This is a genomic window from Singulisphaera rosea, from assembly GCF_054877945.1.
Window position 1 is genome coordinate 1 of sequence record NZ_JBTYIP020000015.1, and the last position, 23,960, is coordinate 23,960.

A 23,960-nucleotide genomic window follows, 5' to 3' on the forward strand; every position below is an offset into this window, starting at 1 on the left:
GCCGGGTGCCTGTCCCCATTTTCCGGGCCGTCGCCGTCCGCTGCGGCGGAAACGGGGACAGGCACCTGCGCTTCGCTGCGGAGCCAGTCCCCGTTTCCGCCTCCGCTCTCGGGTCAAGCGACACGTCGTGCCCTGTACCAGCCGCACGTTGGCCGCTCTAGCTCACGCGATAAGGCCTGGAGCGATGTTTCGCACCAGGCCTTGTCGTTTCCTGGATCCTACTGGAGCGGGTAGCCCTGGTTGGAACAACGAGGGTCGCGCAGCGACAAGAGGCTTATTGCTTATCGCATCGACATTCCCAGTGACGCCGTATACGGATCGATGAAGCGGACAGGGACTTGGACGAAGATCATGTCTGCCGGTCGAACTTCAAACGCGCTGACTTGCCTCCGACCTCTTGTCGCTGAGCGACCCCTGTTGTTCCAACCGGTGCTACCCAATTCTCGCACCAACGATGACGCACGGACGACCTCCGTAACAGCGCCGAGCTCACTCCATGAGCCAACCGGGCTTCGGGGGCAGATTATTACTCGTCACCATCGACATGGAACCTCGGTCGTTCCTTCCGGCCGTTGGAAGGGCCTGGGGTGTCCGCGCCATCAGCCTCGACCTGGAAGTATTGGCCAAGGGTTGCCTGGACCTTGTCGAGCCGTTCTTTGCAGATCGAGTAGGCCCGCATGGCCTTCTCGACCTTGGGGACGAGCTGGTCGATGTCCGGCTCTTTCTGGCCGGAGAGCCAGTCGGCGGTGTCTTTGAGGACCTTGTAGTTCTTGTTGAAGCTGGCGCTATCGAGAACTTCGCTCATGGTTCATCCCTCCTTGGCGCGGTCGGCTTGGGTGACCGTTGTGATTCGGCCGTCGTGGTATTCGACGGTGAGCTCCTCGAGCGTCGAGGCGGCCGAGGCACTGGTGACCGGCCGACCTTGGGCGTCGCGGGTGATCGCGAAACCACGCTTGAGCGTGGCCTGCGGTCCCAGGCCGACGACGATTTTCACGAACGTTTCGATCTGACCGTTGGCAAGCTCGATCGCGGAGCCGGTCCTGGCGTCGACGTCGGCCAGGGCCTCGCCGAGCTCGTCCTGGGCGGTCGCGACGAGGCGTCCGGCGTCACGGGCGACCTGGAGTTGTCGCTCCTGGATCTCATTCGCCGCCGCCTCGAGCTTCGCCGAGGCCTGCAAGGCGATCGCGTGGGCCGTCGACTCGAGCGCGGCCGCCTGGGCCTCGAGACGAACCTGCGACCGTTGTACCGTCGCCTCCATCGCCTGGTCGAGCTCTCGCTTCGCGTCGTCGAGGGCCTGATCGGCCCGCTCGACCACGCGGTCGCGGCCGGCGTCGAGGGCCTGGGCCGCTTCGCGGAGCTGGTAGTGGGCGGCCGTGCGGATGACCGTCATGAAGGTTTGACGATCCTCCTCCGCCTCGCGAGTCATCGCCGAGACGCCCAAGGTCAGGCGATCGGCCTGGGTCGCGAGTGCGGTCCGCTCCCTGGCGAGGGCCCGCGCGATCTCCATCCGGATCTGACCCAGTGCCGAGAGGGCCGCCAGGGCGTTGTCGCGGATCGTCGAGGCGATGTGGAGGGCGACCTTCGAAGGGGTGTCGAAACGTCGGTGAGCAACCTCGTCGAGGATGGTCGAATCTCGCTCGTGACCGATCCCGGTGAGGACCGGCACCGGCGCCAGGCAGGCGAGTCGGGCGAGCTCCAGGTCGTTGATCCAGGCCAGGTCGGTCGCGGCACCGCCCCCTCGGATAATCACCAGGGCGTCGATTCCTCGCCGACGATGGGCGGCGAGTGCCTCGTTGAACGCGGTGCGGATCGACGAGGGGGCGTCCGGGCCCTGGAAGGTCGCCCCGAAGAAGAGGAACTCGCAGAGTCCCGCGCCGTGGAGCCGGTCGGTCTCGCGCCGGAAGTCGCCGAGACCGGCGGAGCTCTCGGGGCTGATGACCGCGACCCGGAGGAACTCGACCGCCGCGGGGATGCCGCGATTTCGGGCGTAGAGACCGTCAACTTCGAGCTTCTCGCGGATCCGGGCGAGCTTGGCCGCGAGGTCGCCGAGGGTGTACGACGGGTCGATGTCTTCGATGATCAGGTCGAGCCCGAAGAGTGGGTCGAACCGGATCCTCGCGAGACAGAGGATCTTGATGTTCGGCCGGAGTCCCTCACCGGTTGTCCGCTCGAACTTCGCCGAGACCCCCGGGGCCCGGCTCTTCCAGAGGATCCCCTTGCTGTTCGCCAGCACGTCGCCACGCTCGTCGCGCTCGGTCAGCGACAGATAAAGGTTCCCCCCTTTGCCTCGGAGCTCGCTGATCTCCGCCCGGACCCAGACGGGCCCGTCCATCTCGCGGTCGATGGCCCCCTTGACCCTCGCGAGCAGCTCGCTGAGCGATACGCCTTTTTCCGCCGCGAGGTTGGGACGCTCCTCGGCCGGGGCTGTCGCGTCTTCCTCCTCGGCCTGGCTCCCGAAGATCGCCGGGAGCCATTGACGGTCGAAATGCTGGAGGTCGGTTCCTGGGGGCGCGTACCAGGTCCTCCGGACGCCGTCCCAACGCGCGCCGAGGGCCTTGGCCTCCTCCTTGCGCGCATAAGGGACAATCAAGTCGACTCGGGTGTTGAGGGTCATGGCGCCCGTTGGGGAAAGAAGGAGAAGTCCGCCAGATCCTGTCCGCTCGGCCTTGAAGGAGACTCAGCACGAAGGCACCAAGAGAACTCGAAAGATGTCCGAGAGCGATTTGTGCTCTCGGAATCATCCCTTTGTGTCTTTGTGCCTTTGTGGTGAAGAGTTCCCCTCAATTCGCCGAGAGCGATCGCAGGCCGGTCTGTGTCGCGGCCGTCTTCGAGGGTTGGATGGGGCTTGGCAGACGGTCGGGTTCCGGCCGGTATCGGATCACGACGAGCTCTTCGGGCCGCACCTCGCCGAGGACCTTACCGGTCTTCACGCCGGTCCCGAGGCTGACGATCAGGGCGCCGTCCTTGGGAATGACCCATTGGCCGGCGACTCGCGCGGAGTCGACCACGGGGACCTGGATCGTCCCCGAGAGCTTCGAGGGCCTGGGACGAGCCCGTCGGCCCGCTCCCGAGGCGTGGCGGCCGTTCTCACCGTCGGCCTCAGGCGCCGGGAGAACCGTCTCGGTGTACGAGGTCGTCTGGAACGAGACCAGGCGGTCTCGGTCGATGGCCACGCTCGCCCTGAGCCCTTCCCCTTCGACCTTGCCCGACGAGAGGCGCGTGACGACCCCGTTGTGAAGCTCGGCGATCTCCGGACGGAACGCCAGTCGTGTCGCATGGTTGACCGGGCCGTCGGCGATCCGTTCGAGGTGGGCGACGTAGTGGATGTTCTCCCCCTGATCGAACCGAACTTCACCATCGCCCTGCGCCGACACCTTGGGGGCATTGACCACCTTGGCCGCAGGATCTCCCTCGCAATACGCCAGGATCTCTTCGACCGTCGACTGGTCCACTGCCCAGATCGCCGTCCCCCCCTGCCGTGCGAGCGGCCGGAGCCTGGGGTCGAACTTGCCTCGCCAACCCATCTGGTTGGTCGAGACGTATCGGACGTCATACGAAATCCTCGGGCCCGTCAGGCCCTCGCCCACTCCAGTCCGGCTCGGCTCGATCCGAGGAGCGTCCGGAGCCTTGACTCCATTCGGGGCGTCTTCGACCCCACCGACGATCGCCAAGAACAGCGCAAGTCCTGTGCGCATCGATCATCCCCTTCCTTGGGATATGAGCGGGAATCCGCGGCGATGTGCGTGACGCGAGGTGATTTTGCCCGAGGAGATCCCGGGCGGGCCAGATTATGAGCCGGAAGGCCAGGGGCGTCAAGCTCGATCGGTATTCTTGTGGATTTTAGTGATTTTCAAATCATGGAATTTTGAATCGATTCCGGCCTCTCCCTGCCATCATCCTCGATCCTCGAGGACACCGCGTGCCATGTTGCGTTGGAAGAGCGGGGGTCACCTGTGTGAGGATGAGTAGGAATTCGGGCGGCGTCTCGCGTCGATCCATTCCAAAGGGTCGGGCGTTCGCCAAGACCAACGAAACGGTATCGGCGATCCAGAAATCGGGACGAGAAAATGGTGAGCCGTTCCTGACCATAGGGCAGGTCCGGATGATCGTTGGATTGTCCTGAGGGAAACGTCCCTTCCGCTCCCTCCTTCAACTCATGACTCGCGTGCTGCGGGCCGTTTCTCGAAAGAAACGTTGGATGGGACCCTTGACACTTGCGGGTCTCCTTGGTGAAATACGTCCGTGATTGACACTGGGTCTCATTCTCAGAAATACTTCGTTTTGACGACGCTGGTCCCGTCGGCACGACGCCTTTTCCTCGCGAGTCGTTCTTGTGACCCCGCTTTCCACGTCTTGTTCGAAGCCGTCCTCGAGTACGAATCCGGGCCGGGGCCGCCTTCGCATCGCCTTCGGGTCGGGACGATCCGACGGAGGGGTTGATGTTGGGCCCAAGCATGGCAACGGGTTGAGTGCGGGCCTCCTCGGCGGGCGGATGGTGTCACTCTCTCCGACGAATCCCGAGGTTCACTTCCGGATCCCCAAGGTTGCAGCCCGGCTCGGATGGCCGGGCTCGGGCGTTTATCTCCCCGCTGATTGAAAGGTCCGACCGATGAACCGCCGTCGCGCGTTCACGCTGATCGAGCTCCTCGTCGTCATCGCTATTATCGCCGTCTTGATCGCGCTGCTGCTTCCCGGGGTGCAGTCCGCCCGCGAGGCGGCCCGGCGGATCCAATGCACGAACAACCTGAAGCAGCTCGGGTTGGCGATGCACAACTACCACGACACCAACAACAGCCTGCCCGGGGTGAACGTCGCGAAGGCGGCCGGCCCCTACGTCGCCATCCTGACGTCCCTCGAGCAGTCGAGCCTGTCCAACGCCTACAACTTCAGCGTGGTTTGGAACCAACCGGCGAACTCGACCGTGACGAAGGTCCGGATCAACGCCTTCGTCTGTCCCTCGAATCCGGACGCCGCCGAAAACCCCACGAGCGGATTCGCGACGACCGACTACGCCGCACTGCGGTCGGCGATGAACTACAGCAGCCACAAGGCGATGCTCGAGATCACCCGGTACGGCTCGTTCCAGGCGACGACGGACGGGCTGTCGAACACGATCATGCAGTACGAGTCCGCCGGGCGGCAGAATTGGTACGTCTACCGCACCAAGAACCCGACGAACCCGACCTGGGATTACTATGGCACAGCCCCCTGGGGAACCTCGGTCGAACCCTGGGCAGGCAACTACGGCGCGGGTTGGATGTTCCCCGTCGTGATCAGCCTGGTGCCGGGAGGGGGCTCGCCGAACATTGTCTGGTTCGTGGGCTCGTCGGTCGTCAACGTCAGCAACTTTTATGGCGCCCCCTACTCGTTCCACGCCGGCGGGATCAACGCCGGGATGGGCGACGGCTCGGTCCGCTTCCTCAAGCAGCAGACCTCCGTCGAGGTCCTCAGCGCCCTGTCGTCCCGCGACGGCGGCGAAGTCATCAGCGCCAGCGATTTCTGACGATCGCTCATCAGAAGCCCCGCCGGGTGATGGTCCTGAAGCCCGGTTTCTCCTCAGAAACCGGGCTGATTCATGGAGTTAAATCGGTGCTGAAAGTCGTGGATTAAGGGTAGCACCGGTTGTGCCAACCGGTGCTACCCCAACGGCCCAGGAGTCGCGTCTCACGGCCAACGCGCGTGACACCACCGATCTCGCCCCTTGAGCCAAACAGGTTTGCTTTAGGACACGTACTGTAGAGACGAGAGGATCTTGGAAAAGTGAGAATCTTAACACGTCCTGGTCTTCTCGCGATGACGGTCGCAGTCCTGGCCACGGCCGGATGTGGCGAGAGCTGGCAATCCGACGTCTACCCGGCATCTGGCCGCGTTTCGATCAACGGGCAGCCACCGGTCGGTGCGTTGGTGCAATTGGTCCCGGTCGGGGAAAAGAAGGTCGACGCGCGCAACTCGCGTCCCTGGGGACTCGTGAAGGACGACGGGACCTTCACCCTCTCGACCTATGACGGCGCGCCCGGCGCACCCGTCGGCGACTACGCCTTCACGATCACCTGGCCGCCCGATGCCTCGCGCCCCTCCATGGTCGACCGCCTGAAGTCCAAATTCGCGAAGCCCGACTCGTCGAGGGCTCCGCTTTCGATCCGTGCGGGGACCAACGTCCTACCGCCCATCGAGCTGACGGGTGTGGACGTCGACATGAAGGCGGGCACGACCACCACGGCGTCGATGGCGCCGCCGATGCGTCTCGAACTGCCGAAGAAGGCGGGGCGACGTTGAATCACTCGCGGGGATGACTCGTGGATTCGGGGATGGCGTTGACTGCGGCCGAAACCCGTAACCGGCGAACGACTGAGGGCGTCTTGTGACTTCTGGTCCCGCGTTGGAACCCGCTCAGGCTCTCGAGACGTCCCCCGTCGGTGGGCCTTCCAAGGCTCCGGCCGGAGGCGGAAGCTTGTATCGTGTCCTTTGGCGCTGGCAATTCTATGCCGGTGTGCTTGTCTCGCCCGTGCTGCTCGTCGTGGCGATGACGGGGGCGATCTATGTGTTCCGCTCCGAAATCGAAGACGCCCGCCACGCCCGGCATCGATTCGTGGTCCCACAAGGGACGAGGCTGGGGGCGCAGGCTTTGGTCGACGCGGCTCGGGCAACTCAACCCTCCGGGACGCCAACCTCCCTGGAACTCCCCTCGGATCCGTCACGCTCGACGATCGTCCGGTTTGCAGGCCCGAAAGGGCAGGGGGATGTGCCGGTGTACGTCGACCCGTACCGCGGACGCGTCCTCGCCTCGCCCGGCCGTCCGGAGTCGGATGGCCTGGCGCGGTTCTTCGACGTCGTGCTCGACATCCACCGCCAGCTCTTCCTCGGCACGACGGGCCGTCTGATCGTTGAGTTGGTGGTCGGCTGGTCGGTCGTGTTGATCGTGACCGGCGTCTGCCTCTGGTGGCCGAAGCGCCTGAGCCAATGGGCTGGGGTCTGGTGGCCGCGTTGGCGGGCGAAGCCGTATGTCGTGCTCCGCGACCTCCACACGATCACCGCCCTCTACCTTCTCATCCCGATCGTGATCATCGTCGTGACGGGCCTCTTCTACACGCTGGTCTGGGGAGAGGCCTTCTATCTCGCCACGCGCGACCCCCGCCGTTCCCCCCCCGGCGGGGTCTCTCCCCAAATCCCCTCGAAGGCGACTCATCCGAAGGAGCTCAAGGCTCCGGCCCTCGCGCTCGACCGGATCGAGGCCCTGGCCCGTGCCCGCCATCGCAAGTGGAGCCTCTGGATCGAGCTCCCCAAGCCGAATGCCCCGGAGGTCCAGGTCCGAGCCGGCAATGATTTCAACAATTCTTATGGCCCTTACTTGTCGGCCCAGTTCGCGATCGACCGAACCGACGGCCGGATCGTTTCCCACAAGACCCTGGCCGAGGACGATCGGTATTGGTGGCATGGCTGGGTCTATCCGCTGCATGTGGGGAGCATCTACGGGCCCACGACCAAGGTCCTCTGGCTGATCTCCTGCCTGATCCTGTCGGCCTTACCTGTGACGGGCCTCTGGATGTGGCTCCTGCGACGGCCTACCGGTCGGACCGGCTTCCCTCGCCGGCCGGATCGTCGACTCCCGTCGGCGCTCGTTGCCACGATCGGGGTCTTCGGCGTTCTGCTCCCGGTCATGGGAGCGAGTATGGTCCTGATCCTGGCCGGCGAAGGTCTCGCGGGCCTCGTTCGCTCTCGGCGATCCAGGGAATCCTTAGCCTGATCCGGCCCCAGGGGATTGTGATCGGCTCGGAGGATTCACTCACCACAAAGGCACAAAGGAATTGGGGAAGAGATCCGAGAGCTTTTCTCTCTGGGAATCTCTTTCCCTTTGTGTCTTCGTGCCTTCGTGGTGAATCGCATCCCCGGACGTCGCCCTTATCCCTTAGGGGCGCGTCGCGAAGATTGCCGCACGCGGATCGGGTCCACGGGGCGAGGGAGGATTCCCTTCGGAGCGGCCTTGAGCTCGTCGAGGATGACCTCGATAGCCTTGTCGAGCTGCGGGTCCTTGCCGGCGGCGACGTCGGCGGGCCATTGCTCGACCTCGATATCGGGGGGAACCCCCTCGTTCTCGACGACCCAGCCGTCCTCGGTGAAGATCGCGAGGTCGGGGGCGGTGACCGAGCCGCCGTCGAGCAGGTCGGGGAATCCGAGCATCCCGACGAGGCCTCCCCAGGTCCGACGGCCGACGAGCTTGCCGAGGTGGAACTTGCGGAACATCCAGGGGAGCATGTCGCCTCCCGACCCGGCGGTCTCGTCGATGAGCATCACCTTGGGGCCGAAGATCGCGGCGCCTGGGGTGCGGAAGGGGGCGCCGTGGCGGGTTGCCCAGTGGCTGACCTCGGGGCGGCGGAGGATGTCGATGTAGTAGTCGGCGACCTGGCCGCCGCCGTTGAATCGCTCGTCGACGATGACCGCGTCCTTGCCGGCCTGCGGGAAGAAGTAGCGCTTGAAGTAGGCGTGGCCCATGTCCGCGGTATTCGGGACATAAACATACGCCACGCGCCCTCCCGTCCGCTCGCGGACCTTGCGGAGGTTCCCCTCGACCCAGTCCCGATTGCGCAGGGCCGCTTCGTCCTCGATCGGCTCGACGACCAACGTCCTCGCCCCCTCGCCGTCGGGTTTGGGGCCGACCTTCAGCTCGACCCGACGCCCCGCCTTGTTCTCGAAGAGGCGATAGATCTCGTCATCCCCCTTCAAGTCTCGGCCGTCGACCGCGAGCAGGTAGTCGCCGGGCTTGACCTCGACCCCCGGGGCGACGAGCGGGGCGCGAAGCTTCGTGTCCCAGTTCAGGCCCCCGTAAATCTTCTTGAACCGGTAACGGCCATCGGCGACATCGTAGTCGGCGCCCAGCAGTCCGACCGGCACCGACTTGGGCGTATAGAGGCGATCGCCTCCGTTGAGGAAGCTGTGGCCGACCGCGAGCTCGCTGAGCATCTGCCGGATGACGTGGTTCAGGTCGGAGCGGCACGCCAGGTCCGGGAGCAGCTTCGCGTACGTCTCGCGCACCTTGGGCCAATCGGCCCCGTGCATGTTCTTCGCATAGAAGTAATCACGGTTGATCCGCCAGGCTTCGTGGAACATCTGCGCCCACTCGGCGCGGGGGTCGACCCGGATCGAGATCGACGCGACTTTGAGCGAATCCTTGCCGACCGTGAACTTGCCCGTCTCGGCGATCCCCCAGGTCTCCTTGGATCGGTACAGGAGATGTTTGCGATCGGCCGAGATCCGAAACTCATCCACGTGATCGGCCAGGTCCTCCTCCTCGCGGGTCTTGAGGTCGAACCTCTTGAGAGCCCACGACGTTTCTTCCCCGGAGCCTGAACCGAAGCCCTGGTCGCCCGGGCCCCTGAGATAATAGATCTGCCCCTCCGTCCCCGCCGCGAGGTCCCAGACGGATCCCGCCTTGATCGGCAGAGCCAGGACACGTGACTCGATACCGTCGAGGTCGATCACCACCGGCTTGGCTTTGTCCTTCTCCTTGTCTTCGGCCTTGGCCTTATCTTTGTCCTTTTCCGCGTCCTTCCCTTCCTTCTTCGACTTGTCTTCGTCCTTCGATTTGTCGTCGGAGGATTTCTCGTCCTTCGCCTTTTCGTCGGACTCCTCGTCGCTCTCTTTGAGCAACGGGTTTGCGGTGCCCTTGGCGAGGACGGCCATGAAGACAGACGTCGACAGGTGCATGTCCGCATTCGATTGGTCGAACCAATTCTTGATCGGACCGGCATCCGTCGAGGCGATGAAATAGAGGTATTTGCCCCCGACGTCGAAGGCCGGCTGGCCCACTTCGGCGAGGCCGTCGGTGATGCGCTGGGACCTGTCGGTGTCGAGGTTGTAGAGGAAGAGTTCCTGGAACCAGGCGGGGTTGGTCAGGGTGTATGCGAGCCATTTCGAGTCGGGCGACCACGACGCCGTGAGCGTCTTCATGGGGCTGTAGATCGGCTCGGAGGCCACCTTGGTGACCTTGCCTGAGCCGACGTCGATCCACGAGAGGGCGCGGGAGTTGTCGATGTATGCGATCTTCTTGCTGTCAGGAGACCACGACGGTCGTTCATAGAACCCCGAGCCCTTCAGCGTGAAGGTCCTGGGTTCCCCTTTGGAATCCTGGGGCGCGATCCGCAAGGCGTATTCGCCCGAGACTTCCGTGAAGTATGCGATCGACTTGCCGTCGGGCGACCAGACCGGCGACCGGTCGTGGGTGCCGGGCGAATCGGTCAGGTTGCGGGCGTCCCCCTTCTTGGCCGGCAGGGTGACGATCTCGCCTCGGACTTCGAAGACGGCGCGCTTGCCCGAGGGGGAGAGGTCCGCGGACCGGACCCATTTGTCGCCGCTGACGAACCTCGGCCGAGCTTCGGTCAGGTCGGCCGCGACGCCCACCTTGAGACGCACCGCCTTCCCGGCCTCGGGGTCGAAGACGTGGAGCCGGCCCGCCTGCTCATAGATGATCTTCCCCGCACCTGACGAGGCCGACTCGATCGGGAAGTCGTCGTGGTCCGTCAGCGCCTTGACCGTCTTCGCTTTGCGGTCGTACGAGTAGAGGTTGAACTCCCCCGAGCGGTCGGAGAGGAAGTAGACGGTGTCGCCGACCCACATCGGATACGTGTCGTTGCAACGTCCTTCGGGTTGGGGGACCGACTCGACCGCGAGGCCGTCGAGCGCCAGGATCCAGATCCGCGAGGTCCGTCCCCCTCGGTAGTTCTTCCACTGGCGGAAGGCCTCGCTCAGCGGGTTGTACGCGACGAACTTCCCGTCAGGCGAGACCGATCCTCGAGACCCGCTGGGGATCGGCAGCGCCTTGGGAAACCCGCCCTTGAGACCCACGGTGAAGAACTGCTCGAAGCGGTTGGTGAAGACGGAGCGCTGCGAACGGAACAGGATCGTCCCATCGGGCGTGAACCCGCAGGTCCGGTCGTCCTTGGGGTGCCAGGTCAGCCGAGTCGGCTCGCCCCCTTCGGCGGGCACGGCGTAGACGTCGACATTGCCGTCATACGTCCCGGTGAAGCCGACCGTGCGGCCGTCGGGCGAGAAGTACGGGCCCGACTCGGGACCAGGGTGCGCCGTGAGTCGCCTCGGGTCGGAGCCGTCGGGCTTCGCCGTCCAGAGGTCTTCCGCGTAGACGAACGCGATCCTCTCGGCGCCAATCGCCGGCTCGTGGAGGAATCGCGTGTCGATCGTATCCACCGCCCAGGCACCGGGGCCCCATCCCAGTGAGGCGAGTATCCACATCCCTAAACCGATCCTCGATCGGAGCGTTCGCACGACGTAATCTCCCCATCCCGATTCGACGGTTGCGGCGAGGTGAAGAACCCTCGCGCCGAGAATTCGGCCTTCCGCCGCGTGGCCACGTTAACCGATCCCGAGGTCGTCGCAAGACGACGCCACTTCGGCACGCAGGTTCCCTTACCCGTGCGGATCGAGGCGAGTTTCAGCCCTTCGCCTCGTGCTCTCTTAACGCATTCATGATCGGAATGAATCGTGGATCGTTCGGATACTGGGCCAGCCATTGCATCAAGGCCGAGCCCTCGGCACCTTCGTCGAGGAGCAATCTGACCGTCTCGAGATGGCCATGACCGCCGGCGCAATACAGCACCGTGTGCCCGCGCGTGCTCTCGGATTTGATCTCTGCGCCGTGGTCGATCAGGAGGCGGACAATCTCCGTATCGCCGTTCCGAGCGGCGTGGTGGATTGGCTGGCTGCCGCTCCCATCCTCGACCGTCGCCAGGTGGGGATGCCTGGAGAGCAGCGAGCGCACCCTCGCCTCATCCCCGAGGAAGACCGCGGCGAGGAACTGGCGGGACAGATCCGACGTCGGCCGGACGTGGGCGTCCAGCGCCCCATATTGAATCAGCAAGGCGACGATCGCCTTGTTATCGGGGACTTCGCCCGCGTAGTGCAAGGCGAACCCATCCTGGGCCGCGAGGTCCGCCCCCGCCTCGAGGAGCAATCGAACGACCTGTTCACGTCGCCAAAGCGCGGCGTGAAAAATGGGGCGCCAGCCGTGCTCGTCATCGCGATCGACGATGGCTGGATCCGCCGCGATCAGCGCTCGTACGTGATCGATGTCGCCCCTTCCGCATGCTTCATGAATTGATGAGCCAGGCATGATGTCCCCTTAGGATTGTTGAGATTTCCGTGAGCCCAATCCGGGGCCTCCCACAGAAGATCAACAGATAGGTCGGCCGAGAACAATCCCCGGCTCCCCTCAAACCCGTAAGCGAAGGCGATGGAAGCGCAGGGGAGGGCGGGTCCAGATGCAATGTTGGTGTTTTGGTATGTTTATTGATGGTCCTGGGAGGATGGTGCATCCTCCCTACAAGCTTTCATGCCCACTGGCGAGCATCCGAAATTTCCTGCCGCAACCCGGCATTGAATCGCCTATCCCTTGAAGACAGGGCTCGATCATCGGGGCAGAGGGGGAGCTCGGGCATGCCTGAGTTCAACGGCCAGAACGCAACCGACCTTGGGGGACGACCTTCGCGACCGTTGAGGGTACCCTCCACGGATCCGCCGCCGTTCACGATCTCGGATGGGATGTGGATCGTGGCGGCGACATCCCTCGGGCTGGCGGGCATGCGCCTCGCGCACGGATTGCCCGACGATGGGCAGTTCATCGCCGTCAAAGGGCTCATCGGTCGTCGGCTTGTCAGCTACAGCGGGCCCTTGCTCGTCCCCTGGGCGGGCCTGGTCGTGCTCCTCACCCTACGGAAGCCTTGGCCCTCGCTCCCCATCGCCGTCGGTCGACCCGGATTCGTGGCCAGCCTGGCGGTGATCCTCGCCGCGGTCGATGCGACCGCGGGCGTGGCTTTGAGCGGAGATCCGACGCTGTCGTCGCTGTTCGTACGCTACACCCAGGCGGCGTTCATGATGACGACCCAGGCGGGGACCGTGATCTTCGGTGCCTGGCTCGCCCTCGTGCTGGCCGGGCGCGCCCGTCCAGGTCTATCCTGGGTCGACCGCCTCGGATGCCTTGTCGGGCTCGGGTGCCTCGGCATCAATGCCCTGCTGCATTTCGCCTGGCGCGTGATCTATTTCATTGCGGAGCCGTTCTGGACCCCGTAGCGCCCGGCCGGCAGCCGTGCGCACACGTCCTCGAGAGCGCCCGCGGCGAAGTCGAGTCGCGTTGCCTGAGACCTCTGACCGGTAGCCTTGACGAAGAGGAGTGCGCCCGGCATCCTGGGAACTTCCACACGGTTTACGTATTCCCAAGTGTGCGCGGGACCGACGCTTTCTTCGGCGGCGTGAGTTCGCAAGCAACGCCTCTTCTGGGAGGATCTGTCCATGTCAGGCCATCCGGACTTCTTACTCCGCCTCTCGACCCCGAAGCGGAAGCGGAAGCGGTCGCAATTCCGCTTGGCGACGCTCCTGGGCGTCGTCGCCCTTTCGGCGGCCTTTCTCGGCGTGTGGCGGGCCCCCCCCAGCGTGAAGCCGACACGAATGTCCGGGGTTGTTGCCTATCTGGGCCAACCGATCGGATCGGGGATCATCCTCTTCAACCCCCTCGACGCGACCGGTCGGAAAGCTTCGGGAGTTGTCGTCAATGGCAGCTACGTTGTGAAAGAAGGGTTGCTTCCCGGCCGCTATGCCATCGGCGTCCAAGATTCAAAGAAAAGCCTCCCTGTCCGGTATACGCTTCCGAATACCTCCGGACTCGAGGTTGAGATCCGAGGTGTCGCGTCGAATCAGTTCGACTTTGATCTTCGGTAACCGCGTCCTGTTCGTTCAACCCGTCTCCGGGCAGAGTCGCGGGCGAAGGTTCACGGAGGGCTCGTCACGTTTGAGGTGGATAACGAAACAAGGCCGGGAGACGATCGCATCGTCTCCCGGCCTCGAATGATTCCCTGAAATTGCGCCGGCAGGAATCGAACCTACGACCTCCAGGTTATGAGCCTGGCGAGCTAGCCGCTGCTCCACGGCGCACTCGAAGAATACGTGATGACCGGTCCGGAGTCAAGGGGCGGCCCCCGATTCATGCGAGATCGACGACTTGCTTGGTGATGTGCAGAGGCGCCCCGAAGGATTCTGCGTGCGGGGGCCGACCGGGCTCCTGAACCTTTGGGTACTTGATTTGAGAATCGGGACGCGGTACGGTGCGAATGCCGATTTTTCGGCCAATTCGTTGGTTGACCGCGTCCCCAGCCCATCTCGGAGCCTCCTCAACGAATGCCCGCCAACCTTCCTCCTCAATACAGTAAGGCCGAGGAGGAGTTTCGCCGGGCGACGTCCCCCGCCGATCGGCTCGAAAAACTTCGAGAGATGTTCCGACTCCTCCCCAAGCACAAGGGGACGGAGAAGCTCCAGTCGGATCTCAAGCAGAAGATCAGCCGGGCGAAGGACGAGATCGAGGGGGCGAAGTCGGGAGGGAGTAAGAAGGGGGGCGTGAGCCATCGCGTCCCTCGAGAGGGCTCCGGCCAGATCGTCATCGTCGGCGCTCCCAACGCGGGCAAGAGTTCGTTGCTCGCGGCCGTCACCAACGCCAAGCCCGAGATCGCCGCCTACCCGTTCACGACCCGGGCGCCCAACCCCGGCATCATGACGCACGAGGATGTGCGGATTCAGCTCGTGGACTTGCCGCCGATCACCGCCGACTTCTTCGAACCTTGGGTCCCGAGCCTAATCCGCTCGGCCGACACCGCGTTGCTAGTCGCGGATCTCGGCGACGACGACGTTGCCGACGCCACCGAAGTCGTCCTCGCGAAGCTCGCGGAAGCCCATACGGAGCTTGTGGGCGAGCTTCCTTACGACGTGGAGGACGAGTCGATCCAGCACGTCAGGACGCTGATGGTTGCCAACAAGCTCGACGCCGAAGGCGCGGCCGACCGGCTCGACGTGATCCGGGAGTGGTTTGCGCCTAGGTTTCCTATCTTGCCGATTTCCGCCAATCGTGGGGAGGGCCTGGACGTCCTGAAACGGGCCTCGTACGATTCACTGGGGATCCTGCGAGTTTACACGAAATTGCCCGGTAAGCCGGCCGACCGGACGAAGCCGTTCACTATCCCGATCGGGGGGACCGTGCTGGACCTGGCCCGGGAAATCCACCGCGATTTTGAGAGCACCTTAAAATACGCGAGGGTGTGGGGGACCGGGGTGTTCGAGGGCCAGACGGTCAAGCGTGACCATGAGCTCCACGATGCCGACGTCGTGGAATTGCACGTCTAGGGCGGAATCGAGGCGGGAGGCTCCGACTCGTTCCGGATTGGGCAAGGAAACGGACCCATGGGCACGGCCCTGATCGTCGAGGATCACCCGGACCAGGCAGAGCTGGTGGCGCGGCTGCTCCGCCTCCGCGACTACGAGCCCATCGTCGCCGAGACGGGGGAGTTGGCGCTGGCGCTGGCACGGGAGCGTATGCCCGACCTCGTCGTGCTCGACCTCATGCTCCCCGATATCAACGGGTTCGACGTCTGCCGTCGGCTCCGGAGTGACCGCAGCACCATGCTGACCCCGGTCGTCATGCTCACCGCGCTCGGCGACTCCGCGAACCGATCGAACGGATTCCGCGTCGGCGCCAACGCGTATGTGACCAAGCCGTATGGGATCCAGGAGCTCTTCGACGCCATCGCCAGGGCCCACGCCTGGAGGGAGAACTGCGAGCGGGGCGCGCTCCAGGGCGAGATCCACGTCGAGCTCAACAGCGAAATCGACCTCCTCCAGGACCTCAACGACTTCCTGATGGCCCTCTGCCAGTCCAGCCCGTTCGCCGATGAACAGGTCCTCCAACTCCGACAGGCCGTGATGGAGCTGGCGCAGAACGCCATCGAGTGGGGGAACCGGCATCAGTCCGATCAGTTGGTGAATATCACCTACCGGATCTACGAAGACCGGGTCGAGATCGTTGTCCGTGACCAGGGTAAGGGCTTCGACCTGAACAACCTCCCCCATGCCGCCGCCGCGGACGACCCGTTTACCCACCTCGACGTGAGGGACAAGCTGGGTCTCCGATCGGGGGGGTTCGGACTCATGATCTGCAAGGGAATGGTCGATGAGTTGCGCTATAATGAGGCGGGCAACGAAGTGACCCTCAGCAAGCGTTTCGACCCGGATGGAGCCGTCTGACCCGGATTTCCGCTCTCCCCCGAGGCCTCTTTGAGATGAGCGTCGCGCGTCCCACGATCCTTGTCGTCGACGACGAGCCCGAAGTGCTCCGGTCGGTCCACGACCTACTCCGGATGGACTACCGCGTCCTCACGTGCGAGCGGGGATCCGACGCGTGCAGGATCCTCGACGCGCCGGGCGACCTCCATGTCGTCATGTCGGACCAGCGGATGCCCGAGATGACCGGGGTCGAGGTCCTCGGCCACGCGAAGGATGTCCGGCCCGACGCCACCCGACTCCTCTTCACCGCGTACGCCGACATCCGGGCGGTCGTCGACGCGATCAATGAGGGGAACGTCTTCCGCTACATCACCAAACCCTGGGAGCCCGAGGAGCTCGAGGCGGTCGTCCGCCAGGCCGTCGAGCACCACGAGCTCTTGAGCGAGAAGTCGAGGCTCCTCGCCGAGCTCCAGGAGACCAATCGCCGCCTCGTCGAGGCGAACCGCCTCAAGGAGGCGTTCATCGAGGTCGCCAGCCACGAACTGAACACCCCCGTCGCGGTCATCCTGGGGATGACCGAGCTCTGGAAGATGACGCAGGCGGAGGCCGCCTCGCCGACGGAACGGAGCTGGCTCGAACGGATCCACGGCGCCGGCAAGCGGCTGGCGTCGACCGTCGATCGGATGCTCAAGCTGATCCGCACGGGCGAGTTCGGCCGAACGCTCTCGACCCGGCCGACCCGGATCGAGGGGCTGATCCGCGAGGTCGTCTCCGAAGTCTCCCCGTACCTCACCGCGCGGTCGCAATCGGTCGACCTCGACCTCGAGACGGACCTCGGCTGGGCGGAAGTCGACCCGGCGAAACTCTCTGATATTTTCACGAACCTGCTCATCAACGCGATCAAGTTCACCCCGGACGGCGGCACCATCCGGCTCGTCGCCACCTCCGACGGCCCCGACCGCGTCCGGTTCCAGATCAGTGACCGCGGCATCGGCATCGGCGCGGCCGATCGCAGGCACATCTTCGAGCCCTTCTTCACGGGCTTCGATACGATGCACCACTCCTCGGGCGAATACCAATACTGCAAGCGCGGGATCGGCCTCGGCCTTTGCCTGGTCAAGGCGTTCGTCGAGCTCCACGGCGGCACGATCGAGGTCGTCAGCATTCCCGGCGAAGGCTCGACGTTCTCATTCACCCTCCCCCGAGGCCTCCGCGCCGAGGATCCCCAGGAACAGCTCGTCGGGGTGCAGAAGTCCTAAGTCCTCGTCGACTCTTGGATCCGGGGTGTTCTGTCTCGGCTTTCGCTGGCATCAGGCATATAATACCGCGGCACCCTCTCGCCGGTAGGCGGGATCCTCTTCATCCCATTGGATCCGGGCGTGATCACGCCGGGTCCGAGCTCGGGGGGGACTCCGAGGTGGTCCGATCCTCGATGTACTTGCGGAGGTAGCCGAGGAAGGTGGGCAGGTCGGCCACGGCCCAGGCCTGCTCGATGGCTTCCTTGATCCGCTGGTTCTCGGTCTGAAGCTCGCGGAAGGCGTCGGCGTCGGCGGCGTCGAGCGACAGGATCTGGTCGTGGGTGTTGACCGAGAGCATGAAGCCGGCCTCGTTCGGCCAGGGTTGGACCTGGAGCTTCATGTGGGGGTAGCGCGCGTTGCCGAGCCGGAGCGCGAAGATCGGCGCCGTGCCACCGCCGGCCTTGCTCGCGCGTTCGAACGGTGGCTTCGTGAGCAAGGTCGCCGCGTCGAGTTCCGGGGCCCACTCCAGGCGCCGGCGGACGGCTTCGGGGGGCGTCTTGCCGGGGTAAGCCAGGGTGAGATAGATCTCCACCGCCCGTCGAAGGACGTCGATTCGCAGTGCGTGCAAGTCGGGGGGGTCGGAAGGCCCGCGCGGCTCCATGATCAGTCCCAAAGGCTTCGAGGATTCTTTGAGGATCGACGGTTACCGCCAATCCCCCGACTCGCTCCGGCGAGACCCGGCACCATTCCTTCGATCGTCGGTCGGCCTTCCCGTATCTTGAGTCCATCCATCATAGGCATGCCCTCGACGGCGACGCATCACCAAATCGAGGAAATCGCCTGAGGCCGGGCTCGGGTCATCCGACGGTCTCCATCGTGATGATCATCGTGTCCATTCCGCCGTGGCCGAGGCGCCTCAGGCCGGCGTCGATCCCCTTGGCGTCGAGGTTGATCGCATCCGTCGTCTGGGTATACGGCTCGAGGGAGATCACGTCGTTGGCCCTCGGCGTGTAGACGACGAGCTCGCGGAAGTTCCGGTCGAAGCCGAGTCGGAACTCGGCCTTGAGGTCGAGGTCGACCAGCCGGCACGTGGCGCGGTCGCCCTGATACTCGATCCCGGTGAAGACGTCGTCGAGCGCGAGTCCCTTCCGGGCTTGCCCCTTGCGGAAGTCGAACTTGGCGTCCACGTCGCGACGCTCGCCGGTTGGCAGCAAATCCTGGAGGACCCAGTATTTCGACGCGGGGAGGATGACGCGAGTCGCCTCGAGGTCGCCGCCGGGGGTGATCGGGAGGCGGAAATACGGGTGGATGCCGAATCCGTAGGGAAGTTCCTCGGCGGTCGGGTTGATCACGGTCGTCGTCATCGTGACCCGTCGTCCCGAGAGGGCGTACCGGACCTGGAGGATGGCGTCGACCGGCCAGCTCTCCAGCATCTTGGGGGTGTCTTTCGAGATCTGGTAGCGGCCCGTCACGCTCGCCTCGGTGGCGGTCGCCTTCTGCTCGATCACGTCCCAGTGGGCGTCGAGGGCGAACCCGTGGATGGCGTTCGGGGCGAGCGTGATCGGCAACCGGTAGGCCTTGCCCTTGTACTGATAGACGCCTGCCCGGATCCGGTTCGGGTAGGGGAAGAGGATCGGAGTCCCGTTCCCGCCCGCGCCGTTCGGCCGATCGGCCCAGGTGGGCGCGCTCGCGATGATCGGCCGCACCTTGCCGGCCATCGGGAGGCGGAGGTCGAACAGGTTGAACCCGTAGTCCGGTAGGATCGAGGCCGATGAACCGGTCGACTCGTCGAGCAAAGTGTAGACCGTCCCGCCGCCCCGAGCCTCGGTGCTGACACGGTATGCCATGAGCGATGACCTCGTGTGCCTGACGACTCGACGACCCTTCGGGAGATGGGGCGAATGCAGGAGCCCCGTCGACCGACCATTCGACCGTGCCCGGCCCCGGATTGCAAATGGCGCGCGGGGGCGTAAGATCAAAATCTCCCCGCCACCCCCAAAGGACCCTGCGACGATGCCGACCTTCTCCGCGGAGACGCTCACCGAGTTCGCGACCCGCCTGTTCGCCGCGGCCGGGGTGCCCGAGGGGGACGCCGCGACGGTCGCCCGGAGCTTGGTCGGGGCCAACCTCCGAGGGCACGACTCGCACGGTCTGATGCGCGTCCCTCAATACGTCGACTTCCTGCGCAAGGGGATGTACGAGGTCGGGGCCCCGCTCGAAGTCGTCCACGAGTCGCCCGCGGTGGTCGTCTGCGACGCCCACTGGGGGCTCGGCCAGGTCCAGGCGCATCGGCTCCTCGACCTGGTCTTGCCGAAGGCCAAGGCCTTGGGCCTGGCGGCCGGGACGGCGAGGCACTGCGGGCACATCGGGCGGCTCGGGGAGTACGCCGAGCGGGCGGCCGACGAAGGGCTCGTCCTGATCGCCACCGTGAACAACGGCGGGTCCGGCCCGAGGGTCGCGCCTCCGGGCGGATACGAGCCCAGGCTCGGGACGAACCCGCTCTGCGCGGGGGTCCCGACCGACGACGAGCCGGTCGTGCTCGACTTCGGCACGAGCGTGGTCGCCGAGGGGAAGGTGCGAGTCTACTACATCAACGGCAAGGCACCCGTGCCCGAGGGCTGGCTGCTCGACCCGGAGGGGGTGCCGACGACCGACCCGTCCGTGCTCTACGAACCCCCGCTCGGCTCGATCCTTCCCATGGGAGGGACGCAGGCCTACAAGGGGTTCGGGCTCAGCCTGGTACTCGACATGCTCTCGGGGGGGCTCTCCGGCGGCCGCTCGACCTATCCCGGGGCGCCTCCGGTGCGGGGGAACAACGTCGTGTTCCTCGTGCTCGACCCCGAAGGGTTCGCCGGCCGGGATGCCCTCGTCCGCGAGTCGTCGCTGCTCGCCGAGAACGTCCGGACGACCCCTCGGGTCGCCGGCGTCGACTCGATCTTGCTGCCCGGGGACCCCGAGCGTCGGGTGCTCGCCCGCCGCTCCTCGGAAGGGGTCCCGATGGAAGAGGCCCACTGGGCCAAGCTGACCGAATTGGCCGGCCAGCTCGGCGTCGAGCCGCCCGCGATCCCTGGGGTGTGATCGGCCTCGGGCCGACATCCTGTCAGAAGGCAGAGCCGGAGAGGATCCTGACATTGGCGTAGGGGGTGAACTCCGCGGTCCGGATGATCCCCTTGACCCCCAGCGACTGCTCCTTGAACTCGTGGTGCGGGATCTCGTCCACGTCTACGTCTCCGACGATCTTGAGGATCTCCTGGTACAACTTCGGGCTATACTCGGTGATCTCGCTGGCGACCGTGATCGACTCGATGACGAGCTCCTCGGCCACGGCGCGGAGCACGTCGAGGAACCGGGGGATGCCCGGGGTCAGGGTGAGGTCGATCACATGCCCGTCGGAGGGGAGCGGGTAACCGGCATCCACGATGAGCAGCTCGTCCATATGTCCCAACTCGGCCAGCAACGAGCAGATTGCCGGATTGAGGATGCCACCTTTTTTCATCGGACGAAGTCCCTTGTCGGCGTCGCGGCGCGGCCCGCGCGGAGATCTCGCGATCGATCGGAGACGGAGGATCGCGGCCACGCCCCAAGGGTGAGTATACCCATTCACGCCCCCCATCTCCACACCTTCACAGTCCGCCCCAGGTCCTCGGGCGAGCGGGTGGACGGAGGCCCTCGGTCGGGCCCTCGGGCCCGGAAGCCCCAGGAGTCGAGGCGGGTCGGCCCGTCTCGACTCGCACTTCGCCCCGAAGGAGACGTCTCGCATGTCAGGTGCGTCGAGGACTTTCCGGATCGTCCTGGCCCTTGGGATCGCGTCGGGGGCCGTCGTGCCGGCATCCCGGTCCTTCGCCCAGAGTTACCCCGGGATCCCTCCGAGGGCCCTGGATGAGGTCCGCAAGGCCTCGGTCTCCTGGGAGATCCGCACGGGTCCCGCGAGACGCGTGGTCGACCAGGTCGTGCTCGTGCCCGACCTCCCCACGTTTCTCGAGGCGATCGGCACGTGGGACTCGGGCCACTGGTTTCCGGTCCTGATCGATGACATCGAGCTCTCGTTCAAATTCCTCCGCGCGTTCCGCCCTGCCCGGGTCGTCCGATTCCCGCGCAAGGTTCCCAAAGTCGAAGCCGCACGCACCTGGGAGGCCGCCGTCTCGGCAGTCGGCCGCTCCTGGTCGGGAGGTGGCCGGTCGGGGGAGGCCCCTCCGCGCGGCGATGCCGTCCTTCAGGCGAAAGAGCCCGGCACGCCGGGCGTCGTGTTGTCCTCACCGGGGAGCCCAATGCTCGCGGGCGCCGTCGCCCTGGCCGCGGGCCGGTTCCAACCCCTGATGCGCTGGGATGTCTCCAAGATCTACAGCGATGAACTGTCGCAGGAAGACGCCCTGGCGCTCGCCCTCGCTCTCGAGGAGAAGGTCGCCAAACTTATCCCGAAATACGCGAGGCTGGGCGACGAATGCGACTTCCTGACCCTCGCCGGCGATTGGCCTTACCGTTACAAGGTCCAGGGGGATTTCACCGACCCCAACCTGCCCGTCAGGCGCTTCTCCGAGCAGCACGGCGGCCCGTTCGCCTTCGACGACCTGATCGGCCGATCGGCCGATCGTCGCTCACGCTGGGCGTTCACGGGGAGACTTCTGGGAGACGCGAAGACCAGCCTCTACCGGGCCATGTGCAGCCTCTTCCTCGAGCCGAAGTCGGCCCTGCTGGTCAACACCTACGACGAGAAAGACCGAAGCTTCTCGGCCTACTCGATGTCCAAGGCGGCCACTCGCCTCGAGTCGCTCTTCCCGACGACCCACCGCTCTGGCGATCGGGCAAACCTCTCCGGATGGCACCAGGCGTTCGACCCGATCAATCGCCACGGACTGGTCCTGATCAACAGCCATGGCATGCCCACGCAGTTCCACGTCACGGGGGGGACGGCGACGACGAGTGACGTTCCCTTGAGCGTGCCGGCGGCCGTGGCGATGATCCACAGCTTCTCCGCCGCCAACCCCGTCGACGAATCGACTATCGCGGCGCGCTGGCTCGCCAACGGGGCCTTCGTCTACTTCGGTTCGATGAATGAGCCGGCCCTGAACGCCTTCCGGACGCCCGACGCCGTGGCCGGGCTCCTGAACGAAGTCCTCCCCTTGGGAGCTGCCCTCCGGCAGACCATTGCGGAAGGCTTCGGCGAGCCTTGGCGCCTGCTGTACATCGGCGATCCACTCTATCGGGTCCGGTCTCGAGGCGACGACGACCGGATTAATCCCGAAAGCTGGGCCACAGTCGCCTCCTGGCCGCGTTACGCGGAAATGCCCCCACTCCAGGGCAACGAGACGGATGACGTCAAACTGAACTGGGCCGTCCGGACCTCGGTTGCTCGGTTCGTTGCCACCGCGAAGCCGACGTCTCTGGGTGACCTCGCGGGCGTCCTCCGCTCAATCCACCGGGAATCACTGTCCGCCCAGCGCCTCCCTTACTATGACGCCCTCCTGGCCGACACCCTCATCGCCGCCAACCGACCGACCGAACTTGCCGAACGGCTCGCCAGCATCCCCGTCTCCGCCAGGTCGCCCGACGTCCGACGCATCCTCGAGGCCTGCCAAATCCTCTGCCTCCAACGCGACGCCAGCACCCGGAACTTCCTCAGGGCGAGTGAGATTTGGACGGAAGTCGTCCGCTCCCGCCCGTCTCGCGAATACCTCGAACTCGTCACGAGCAGGGTCGGCCCCCTGGTCGATACCCGTCCCCTGCGCGAACGCTGGCGTGTCCAACTCCTCGCCGCCGAAAAGGCCCTCAAGGATACATCCGCCGCCGAGGTCGTCTCCGCCGAGCGGAAACGTGTCGAGGATCAACTCCGTTGAGGGCCCCTACCGAAACCCGGTTGCTTCTTAAAGACCGGGTTTCTGCCGCGGTCGACGCCGTCAACCTCTCGAGGGAAGTTGACGTAACCCCCCCACAGAAACCTGGCTCGAGAGAAAAAAATCAGATCTTTAGACAGTTAATGAGTCGAGATTTGATCACTAATAAATAATTGTTTGCGACTCCTCGAGATTAAATTCGGTCGGCGGCCGGCATGAGAAGGGGCGTAGGCCTGGTAACCCAGCGTGCATGTTGCGGTGACAGGGCCAGACGCTCTGTCTTTGGACACCCGAATGCGGCTGCGGAACTCGACCTTCTCGCGGTACGACCGACGGCTTTCCCACTCGGGACGGGACCCGCGGGTCGTCCAATCTCCGTCGGTATCAAGGCCGGGAGGAAGCTTCAGCGATGGGCTCGTGGGGTTTTCGGAGCCCCTCGACACGCTCCCGGCGGCGATATGCCAGGCCGGGGCGATTGCTACGCGGACGACCATCGTGAGGTCTTCGCCCGCTCGGGCTCGGGCGGGGGTGAACTCGACCTCGGCGACCGCCGGCTCGCGATGTGTCGGTGCGAACTTCGCATTCAGGCGGAATCGTACCGGCCGGAACGGGGCGGTCAGCGACTCGGGGGCGACCATGCATTGGGATTCCCTGGCCTCGTTCAAGAAGGGCCGGTCGCGGTGAAACTTCAGCCACCCTCGCCAGGCTTTCGAGTCACTCAGCACAAGCCCTGTGTACCGATCGAGGACGCGTCGGGCTAACTCGAGCCGGTCGTCGCGCTCGAGCATCGCCACGCAGGCGTCGAGGAACTCGACCTTGTGGTTGGATACGGCGGATCACG

19 protein-coding genes and 1 tRNA gene are annotated in these 23,960 nt (G+C 65.1%); 10 read left to right on the forward strand and 10 right to left on the reverse strand.

Annotation, left to right across the window (positions count from 1 at the left end):
* Nucleotides 1–526: 526 nt before the first annotated feature.
* The 3 genes from xseB to ACYOEI_RS23045 all read right to left on the reverse strand — a co-directional run bounded on the left by xseB (nt 527) and on the right by ACYOEI_RS23045 (nt 3,695).
* Nucleotides 527–805: an exodeoxyribonuclease VII small subunit gene (gene xseB, locus ACYOEI_RS23035; protein ID WP_462851939.1), complete on the reverse strand. Its 279-nt coding sequence runs from the start codon at nt 803–805 to the stop codon at nt 527–529.
* A 3-nt stretch (nt 806–808) separates the two neighbouring features.
* A complete protein-coding gene (gene xseA, locus ACYOEI_RS23040; RefSeq protein ID WP_462851941.1) occupies nt 809–2,614 on the reverse strand; it encodes an exodeoxyribonuclease VII large subunit in 1,806 nt (601 codons plus the stop codon).
* A gap of 166 nt (nt 2,615–2,780) precedes the next feature.
* Nucleotides 2,781–3,695: a hypothetical protein gene (locus tag ACYOEI_RS23045; protein WP_462851943.1), complete on the reverse strand. Its 915-nt coding sequence runs from the start codon at nt 3,693–3,695 to the stop codon at nt 2,781–2,783.
* 914 nt (nt 3,696–4,609) lie between these two features.
* Between ACYOEI_RS23045 and ACYOEI_RS23050 the strand changes: the two genes are divergently transcribed.
* The 3 genes from ACYOEI_RS23050 (at nt 4,610) to ACYOEI_RS23060 (ending at nt 7,744) form a co-directional block, all read left to right on the forward strand.
* Entirely contained in the window at nt 4,610–5,503 is an 894-nt protein-coding gene (locus tag ACYOEI_RS23050; protein ID WP_462851945.1) for a DUF1559 family PulG-like putative transporter, read from the forward strand.
* 257 nt (nt 5,504–5,760) lie between these two features.
* Nucleotides 5,761–6,276 (forward strand): hypothetical protein, encoded by a 516-nt coding sequence (locus ACYOEI_RS23055; RefSeq protein ID WP_462851947.1) that lies wholly within the window; start codon nt 5,761–5,763, stop codon nt 6,274–6,276.
* A 175-nt stretch (nt 6,277–6,451) separates the two neighbouring features.
* On the forward strand, nt 6,452–7,744 hold the full coding sequence (locus ACYOEI_RS23060; protein ID WP_462851948.1) for a PepSY-associated TM helix domain-containing protein: 1,293 nt from the start codon (nt 6,452–6,454) through the stop codon (nt 7,742–7,744).
* Nucleotides 7,745–7,899: 155 nt separating this feature from the next.
* On the opposite strand, the gene ACYOEI_RS23065 is transcribed toward ACYOEI_RS23060, so the two are convergent.
* Together ACYOEI_RS23065 and ACYOEI_RS23070 are read right to left on the reverse strand one after the other, a co-directional pair.
* Complete coding sequence (locus tag ACYOEI_RS23065) at nt 7,900–11,244, reverse strand: S41 family peptidase (RefSeq protein WP_462851950.1); 3,345 nt, start codon at nt 11,242–11,244, stop codon at nt 7,900–7,902.
* Nucleotides 11,245–11,443: 199 nt separating this feature from the next.
* On the reverse strand, nt 11,444–12,121 hold the full coding sequence (locus tag ACYOEI_RS23070) for an ankyrin repeat domain-containing protein (RefSeq protein ID WP_462851951.1): 678 nt from the start codon (nt 12,119–12,121) through the stop codon (nt 11,444–11,446).
* A gap of 323 nt (nt 12,122–12,444) precedes the next feature.
* On the opposite strand from ACYOEI_RS23070, the gene ACYOEI_RS23075 reads away from it, so the two are divergent.
* A complete protein-coding gene (locus ACYOEI_RS23075; RefSeq protein WP_462851952.1) occupies nt 12,445–13,077 on the forward strand; it encodes a hypothetical protein in 633 nt (210 codons plus the stop codon).
* A gap of 219 nt (nt 13,078–13,296) precedes the next feature.
* Nucleotides 13,297–13,722 (forward strand): hypothetical protein, encoded by a 426-nt coding sequence (locus tag ACYOEI_RS23080; protein ID WP_462851953.1) that lies wholly within the window; start codon nt 13,297–13,299, stop codon nt 13,720–13,722.
* Between the two features lie 140 nt (nt 13,723–13,862).
* On the opposite strand, the gene ACYOEI_RS23085 is transcribed toward ACYOEI_RS23080, so the two are convergent.
* A tRNA-Met gene (locus tag ACYOEI_RS23085) sits at nt 13,863–13,935 on the reverse strand.
* A gap of 243 nt (nt 13,936–14,178) precedes the next feature.
* On the opposite strand from ACYOEI_RS23085, the gene ACYOEI_RS23090 reads away from it, so the two are divergent.
* Genes ACYOEI_RS23090 through ACYOEI_RS23100 form a run of 3 tightly spaced genes read left to right on the forward strand, consistent with a single transcriptional unit; the run spans nt 14,179 to nt 17,309 of the window.
* Nucleotides 14,179–15,174, forward strand: coding sequence for a GTPase (locus ACYOEI_RS23090; protein WP_462851954.1), 996 nt, complete (start codon nt 14,179–14,181; stop codon nt 15,172–15,174).
* 57 nt (nt 15,175–15,231) lie between these two features.
* Entirely contained in the window at nt 15,232–16,071 is an 840-nt protein-coding gene (locus ACYOEI_RS23095; protein ID WP_462851955.1) for a response regulator, read from the forward strand.
* A 35-nt stretch (nt 16,072–16,106) separates the two neighbouring features.
* Nucleotides 16,107–17,309: an ATP-binding protein gene (locus ACYOEI_RS23100; RefSeq protein WP_462851956.1), complete on the forward strand. Its 1,203-nt coding sequence runs from the start codon at nt 16,107–16,109 to the stop codon at nt 17,307–17,309.
* A gap of 124 nt (nt 17,310–17,433) precedes the next feature.
* Here ACYOEI_RS23100 and ACYOEI_RS23105 read toward each other — a convergent pair whose 3' ends face one another.
* Nucleotides 17,434–17,949: a hypothetical protein gene (locus ACYOEI_RS23105; RefSeq protein WP_462851958.1), complete on the reverse strand. Its 516-nt coding sequence runs from the start codon at nt 17,947–17,949 to the stop codon at nt 17,434–17,436.
* A 196-nt stretch (nt 17,950–18,145) separates the two neighbouring features.
* Nucleotides 18,146–19,135 carry an aldose 1-epimerase gene (locus ACYOEI_RS23110; protein ID WP_462851959.1) on the reverse strand — a complete coding sequence of 330 codons (990 nt, stop codon included), beginning with the start codon at nt 19,133–19,135 and terminating at the stop codon, nt 18,146–18,148.
* A 166-nt stretch (nt 19,136–19,301) separates the two neighbouring features.
* Here ACYOEI_RS23110 and ACYOEI_RS23115 point away from each other — a divergent pair, with 166 nt between their 5' ends.
* Entirely contained in the window at nt 19,302–20,366 is a 1,065-nt protein-coding gene (locus ACYOEI_RS23115) for an Ldh family oxidoreductase (protein WP_462851960.1), read from the forward strand.
* Between the two features lie 22 nt (nt 20,367–20,388).
* On the opposite strand, the gene rbsD is transcribed toward ACYOEI_RS23115, so the two are convergent.
* On the reverse strand, nt 20,389–20,784 hold the full coding sequence (gene rbsD, locus ACYOEI_RS23120) for a D-ribose pyranase (RefSeq protein WP_462851961.1): 396 nt from the start codon (nt 20,782–20,784) through the stop codon (nt 20,389–20,391).
* Nucleotides 20,785–21,046: 262 nt separating this feature from the next.
* On the opposite strand from rbsD, the gene ACYOEI_RS23125 reads away from it, so the two are divergent.
* Entirely contained in the window at nt 21,047–23,122 is a 2,076-nt protein-coding gene (locus ACYOEI_RS23125; RefSeq protein WP_462851963.1) for a hypothetical protein, read from the forward strand.
* Nucleotides 23,123–23,259: 137 nt separating this feature from the next.
* On the opposite strand, the gene ACYOEI_RS23130 is transcribed toward ACYOEI_RS23125, so the two are convergent.
* On the reverse strand, nt 23,260–23,913 hold the full coding sequence (locus ACYOEI_RS23130) for a hypothetical protein (protein ID WP_462851964.1): 654 nt from the start codon (nt 23,911–23,913) through the stop codon (nt 23,260–23,262).
* Nucleotides 23,914–23,960: the final 47 nt, after the last annotated feature.

Excerpts from the sequence above, each read along its gene's own strand:
- xseB (WP_462851939.1), bottom strand. The coding sequence starts at position 805 with ATGAGCGAAGTTCTCGATAGCGCCAGCTTCAACAAGAACTACAAGGTC.
- xseA (WP_462851941.1), bottom strand. The coding sequence starts at position 2,614 with ATGACCCTCAACACCCGAGTCGACTTGATTGTCCCTTATGCGCGCAAG.
- ACYOEI_RS23045 (WP_462851943.1), bottom strand. The coding sequence starts at position 3,695 with ATGCGCACAGGACTTGCGCTGTTCTTGGCGATCGTCGGTGGGGTCGAA.
- ACYOEI_RS23050 (WP_462851945.1), top strand. The coding sequence starts at position 4,610 with ATGAACCGCCGTCGCGCGTTCACGCTGATCGAGCTCCTCGTCGTCATC.
- ACYOEI_RS23065 (WP_462851950.1), bottom strand. The coding sequence starts at position 11,244 with ATGTGGATACTCGCCTCACTGGGATGGGGCCCCGGTGCCTGGGCGGTG.
- ACYOEI_RS23070 (WP_462851951.1), bottom strand. The coding sequence starts at position 12,121 with ATGCCTGGCTCATCAATTCATGAAGCATGCGGAAGGGGCGACATCGAT.
- ACYOEI_RS23075 (WP_462851952.1), top strand. The coding sequence starts at position 12,445 with ATGCCTGAGTTCAACGGCCAGAACGCAACCGACCTTGGGGGACGACCT.
- ACYOEI_RS23080 (WP_462851953.1), top strand. The coding sequence starts at position 13,297 with ATGTCAGGCCATCCGGACTTCTTACTCCGCCTCTCGACCCCGAAGCGG.
- ACYOEI_RS23090 (WP_462851954.1), top strand. The coding sequence starts at position 14,179 with ATGCCCGCCAACCTTCCTCCTCAATACAGTAAGGCCGAGGAGGAGTTT.
- ACYOEI_RS23095 (WP_462851955.1), top strand. The coding sequence starts at position 15,232 with ATGGGCACGGCCCTGATCGTCGAGGATCACCCGGACCAGGCAGAGCTG.
- ACYOEI_RS23100 (WP_462851956.1), top strand. The coding sequence starts at position 16,107 with ATGAGCGTCGCGCGTCCCACGATCCTTGTCGTCGACGACGAGCCCGAA.
- ACYOEI_RS23105 (WP_462851958.1), bottom strand. The coding sequence starts at position 17,949 with ATGGAGCCGCGCGGGCCTTCCGACCCCCCCGACTTGCACGCACTGCGA.
- ACYOEI_RS23110 (WP_462851959.1), bottom strand. The coding sequence starts at position 19,135 with ATGGCATACCGTGTCAGCACCGAGGCTCGGGGCGGCGGGACGGTCTAC.
- ACYOEI_RS23115 (WP_462851960.1), top strand. The coding sequence starts at position 19,302 with ATGCCGACCTTCTCCGCGGAGACGCTCACCGAGTTCGCGACCCGCCTG.
- rbsD (WP_462851961.1), bottom strand. The coding sequence starts at position 20,784 with ATGAAAAAAGGTGGCATCCTCAATCCGGCAATCTGCTCGTTGCTGGCC.
- ACYOEI_RS23125 (WP_462851963.1), top strand. The coding sequence starts at position 21,047 with ATGTCAGGTGCGTCGAGGACTTTCCGGATCGTCCTGGCCCTTGGGATC.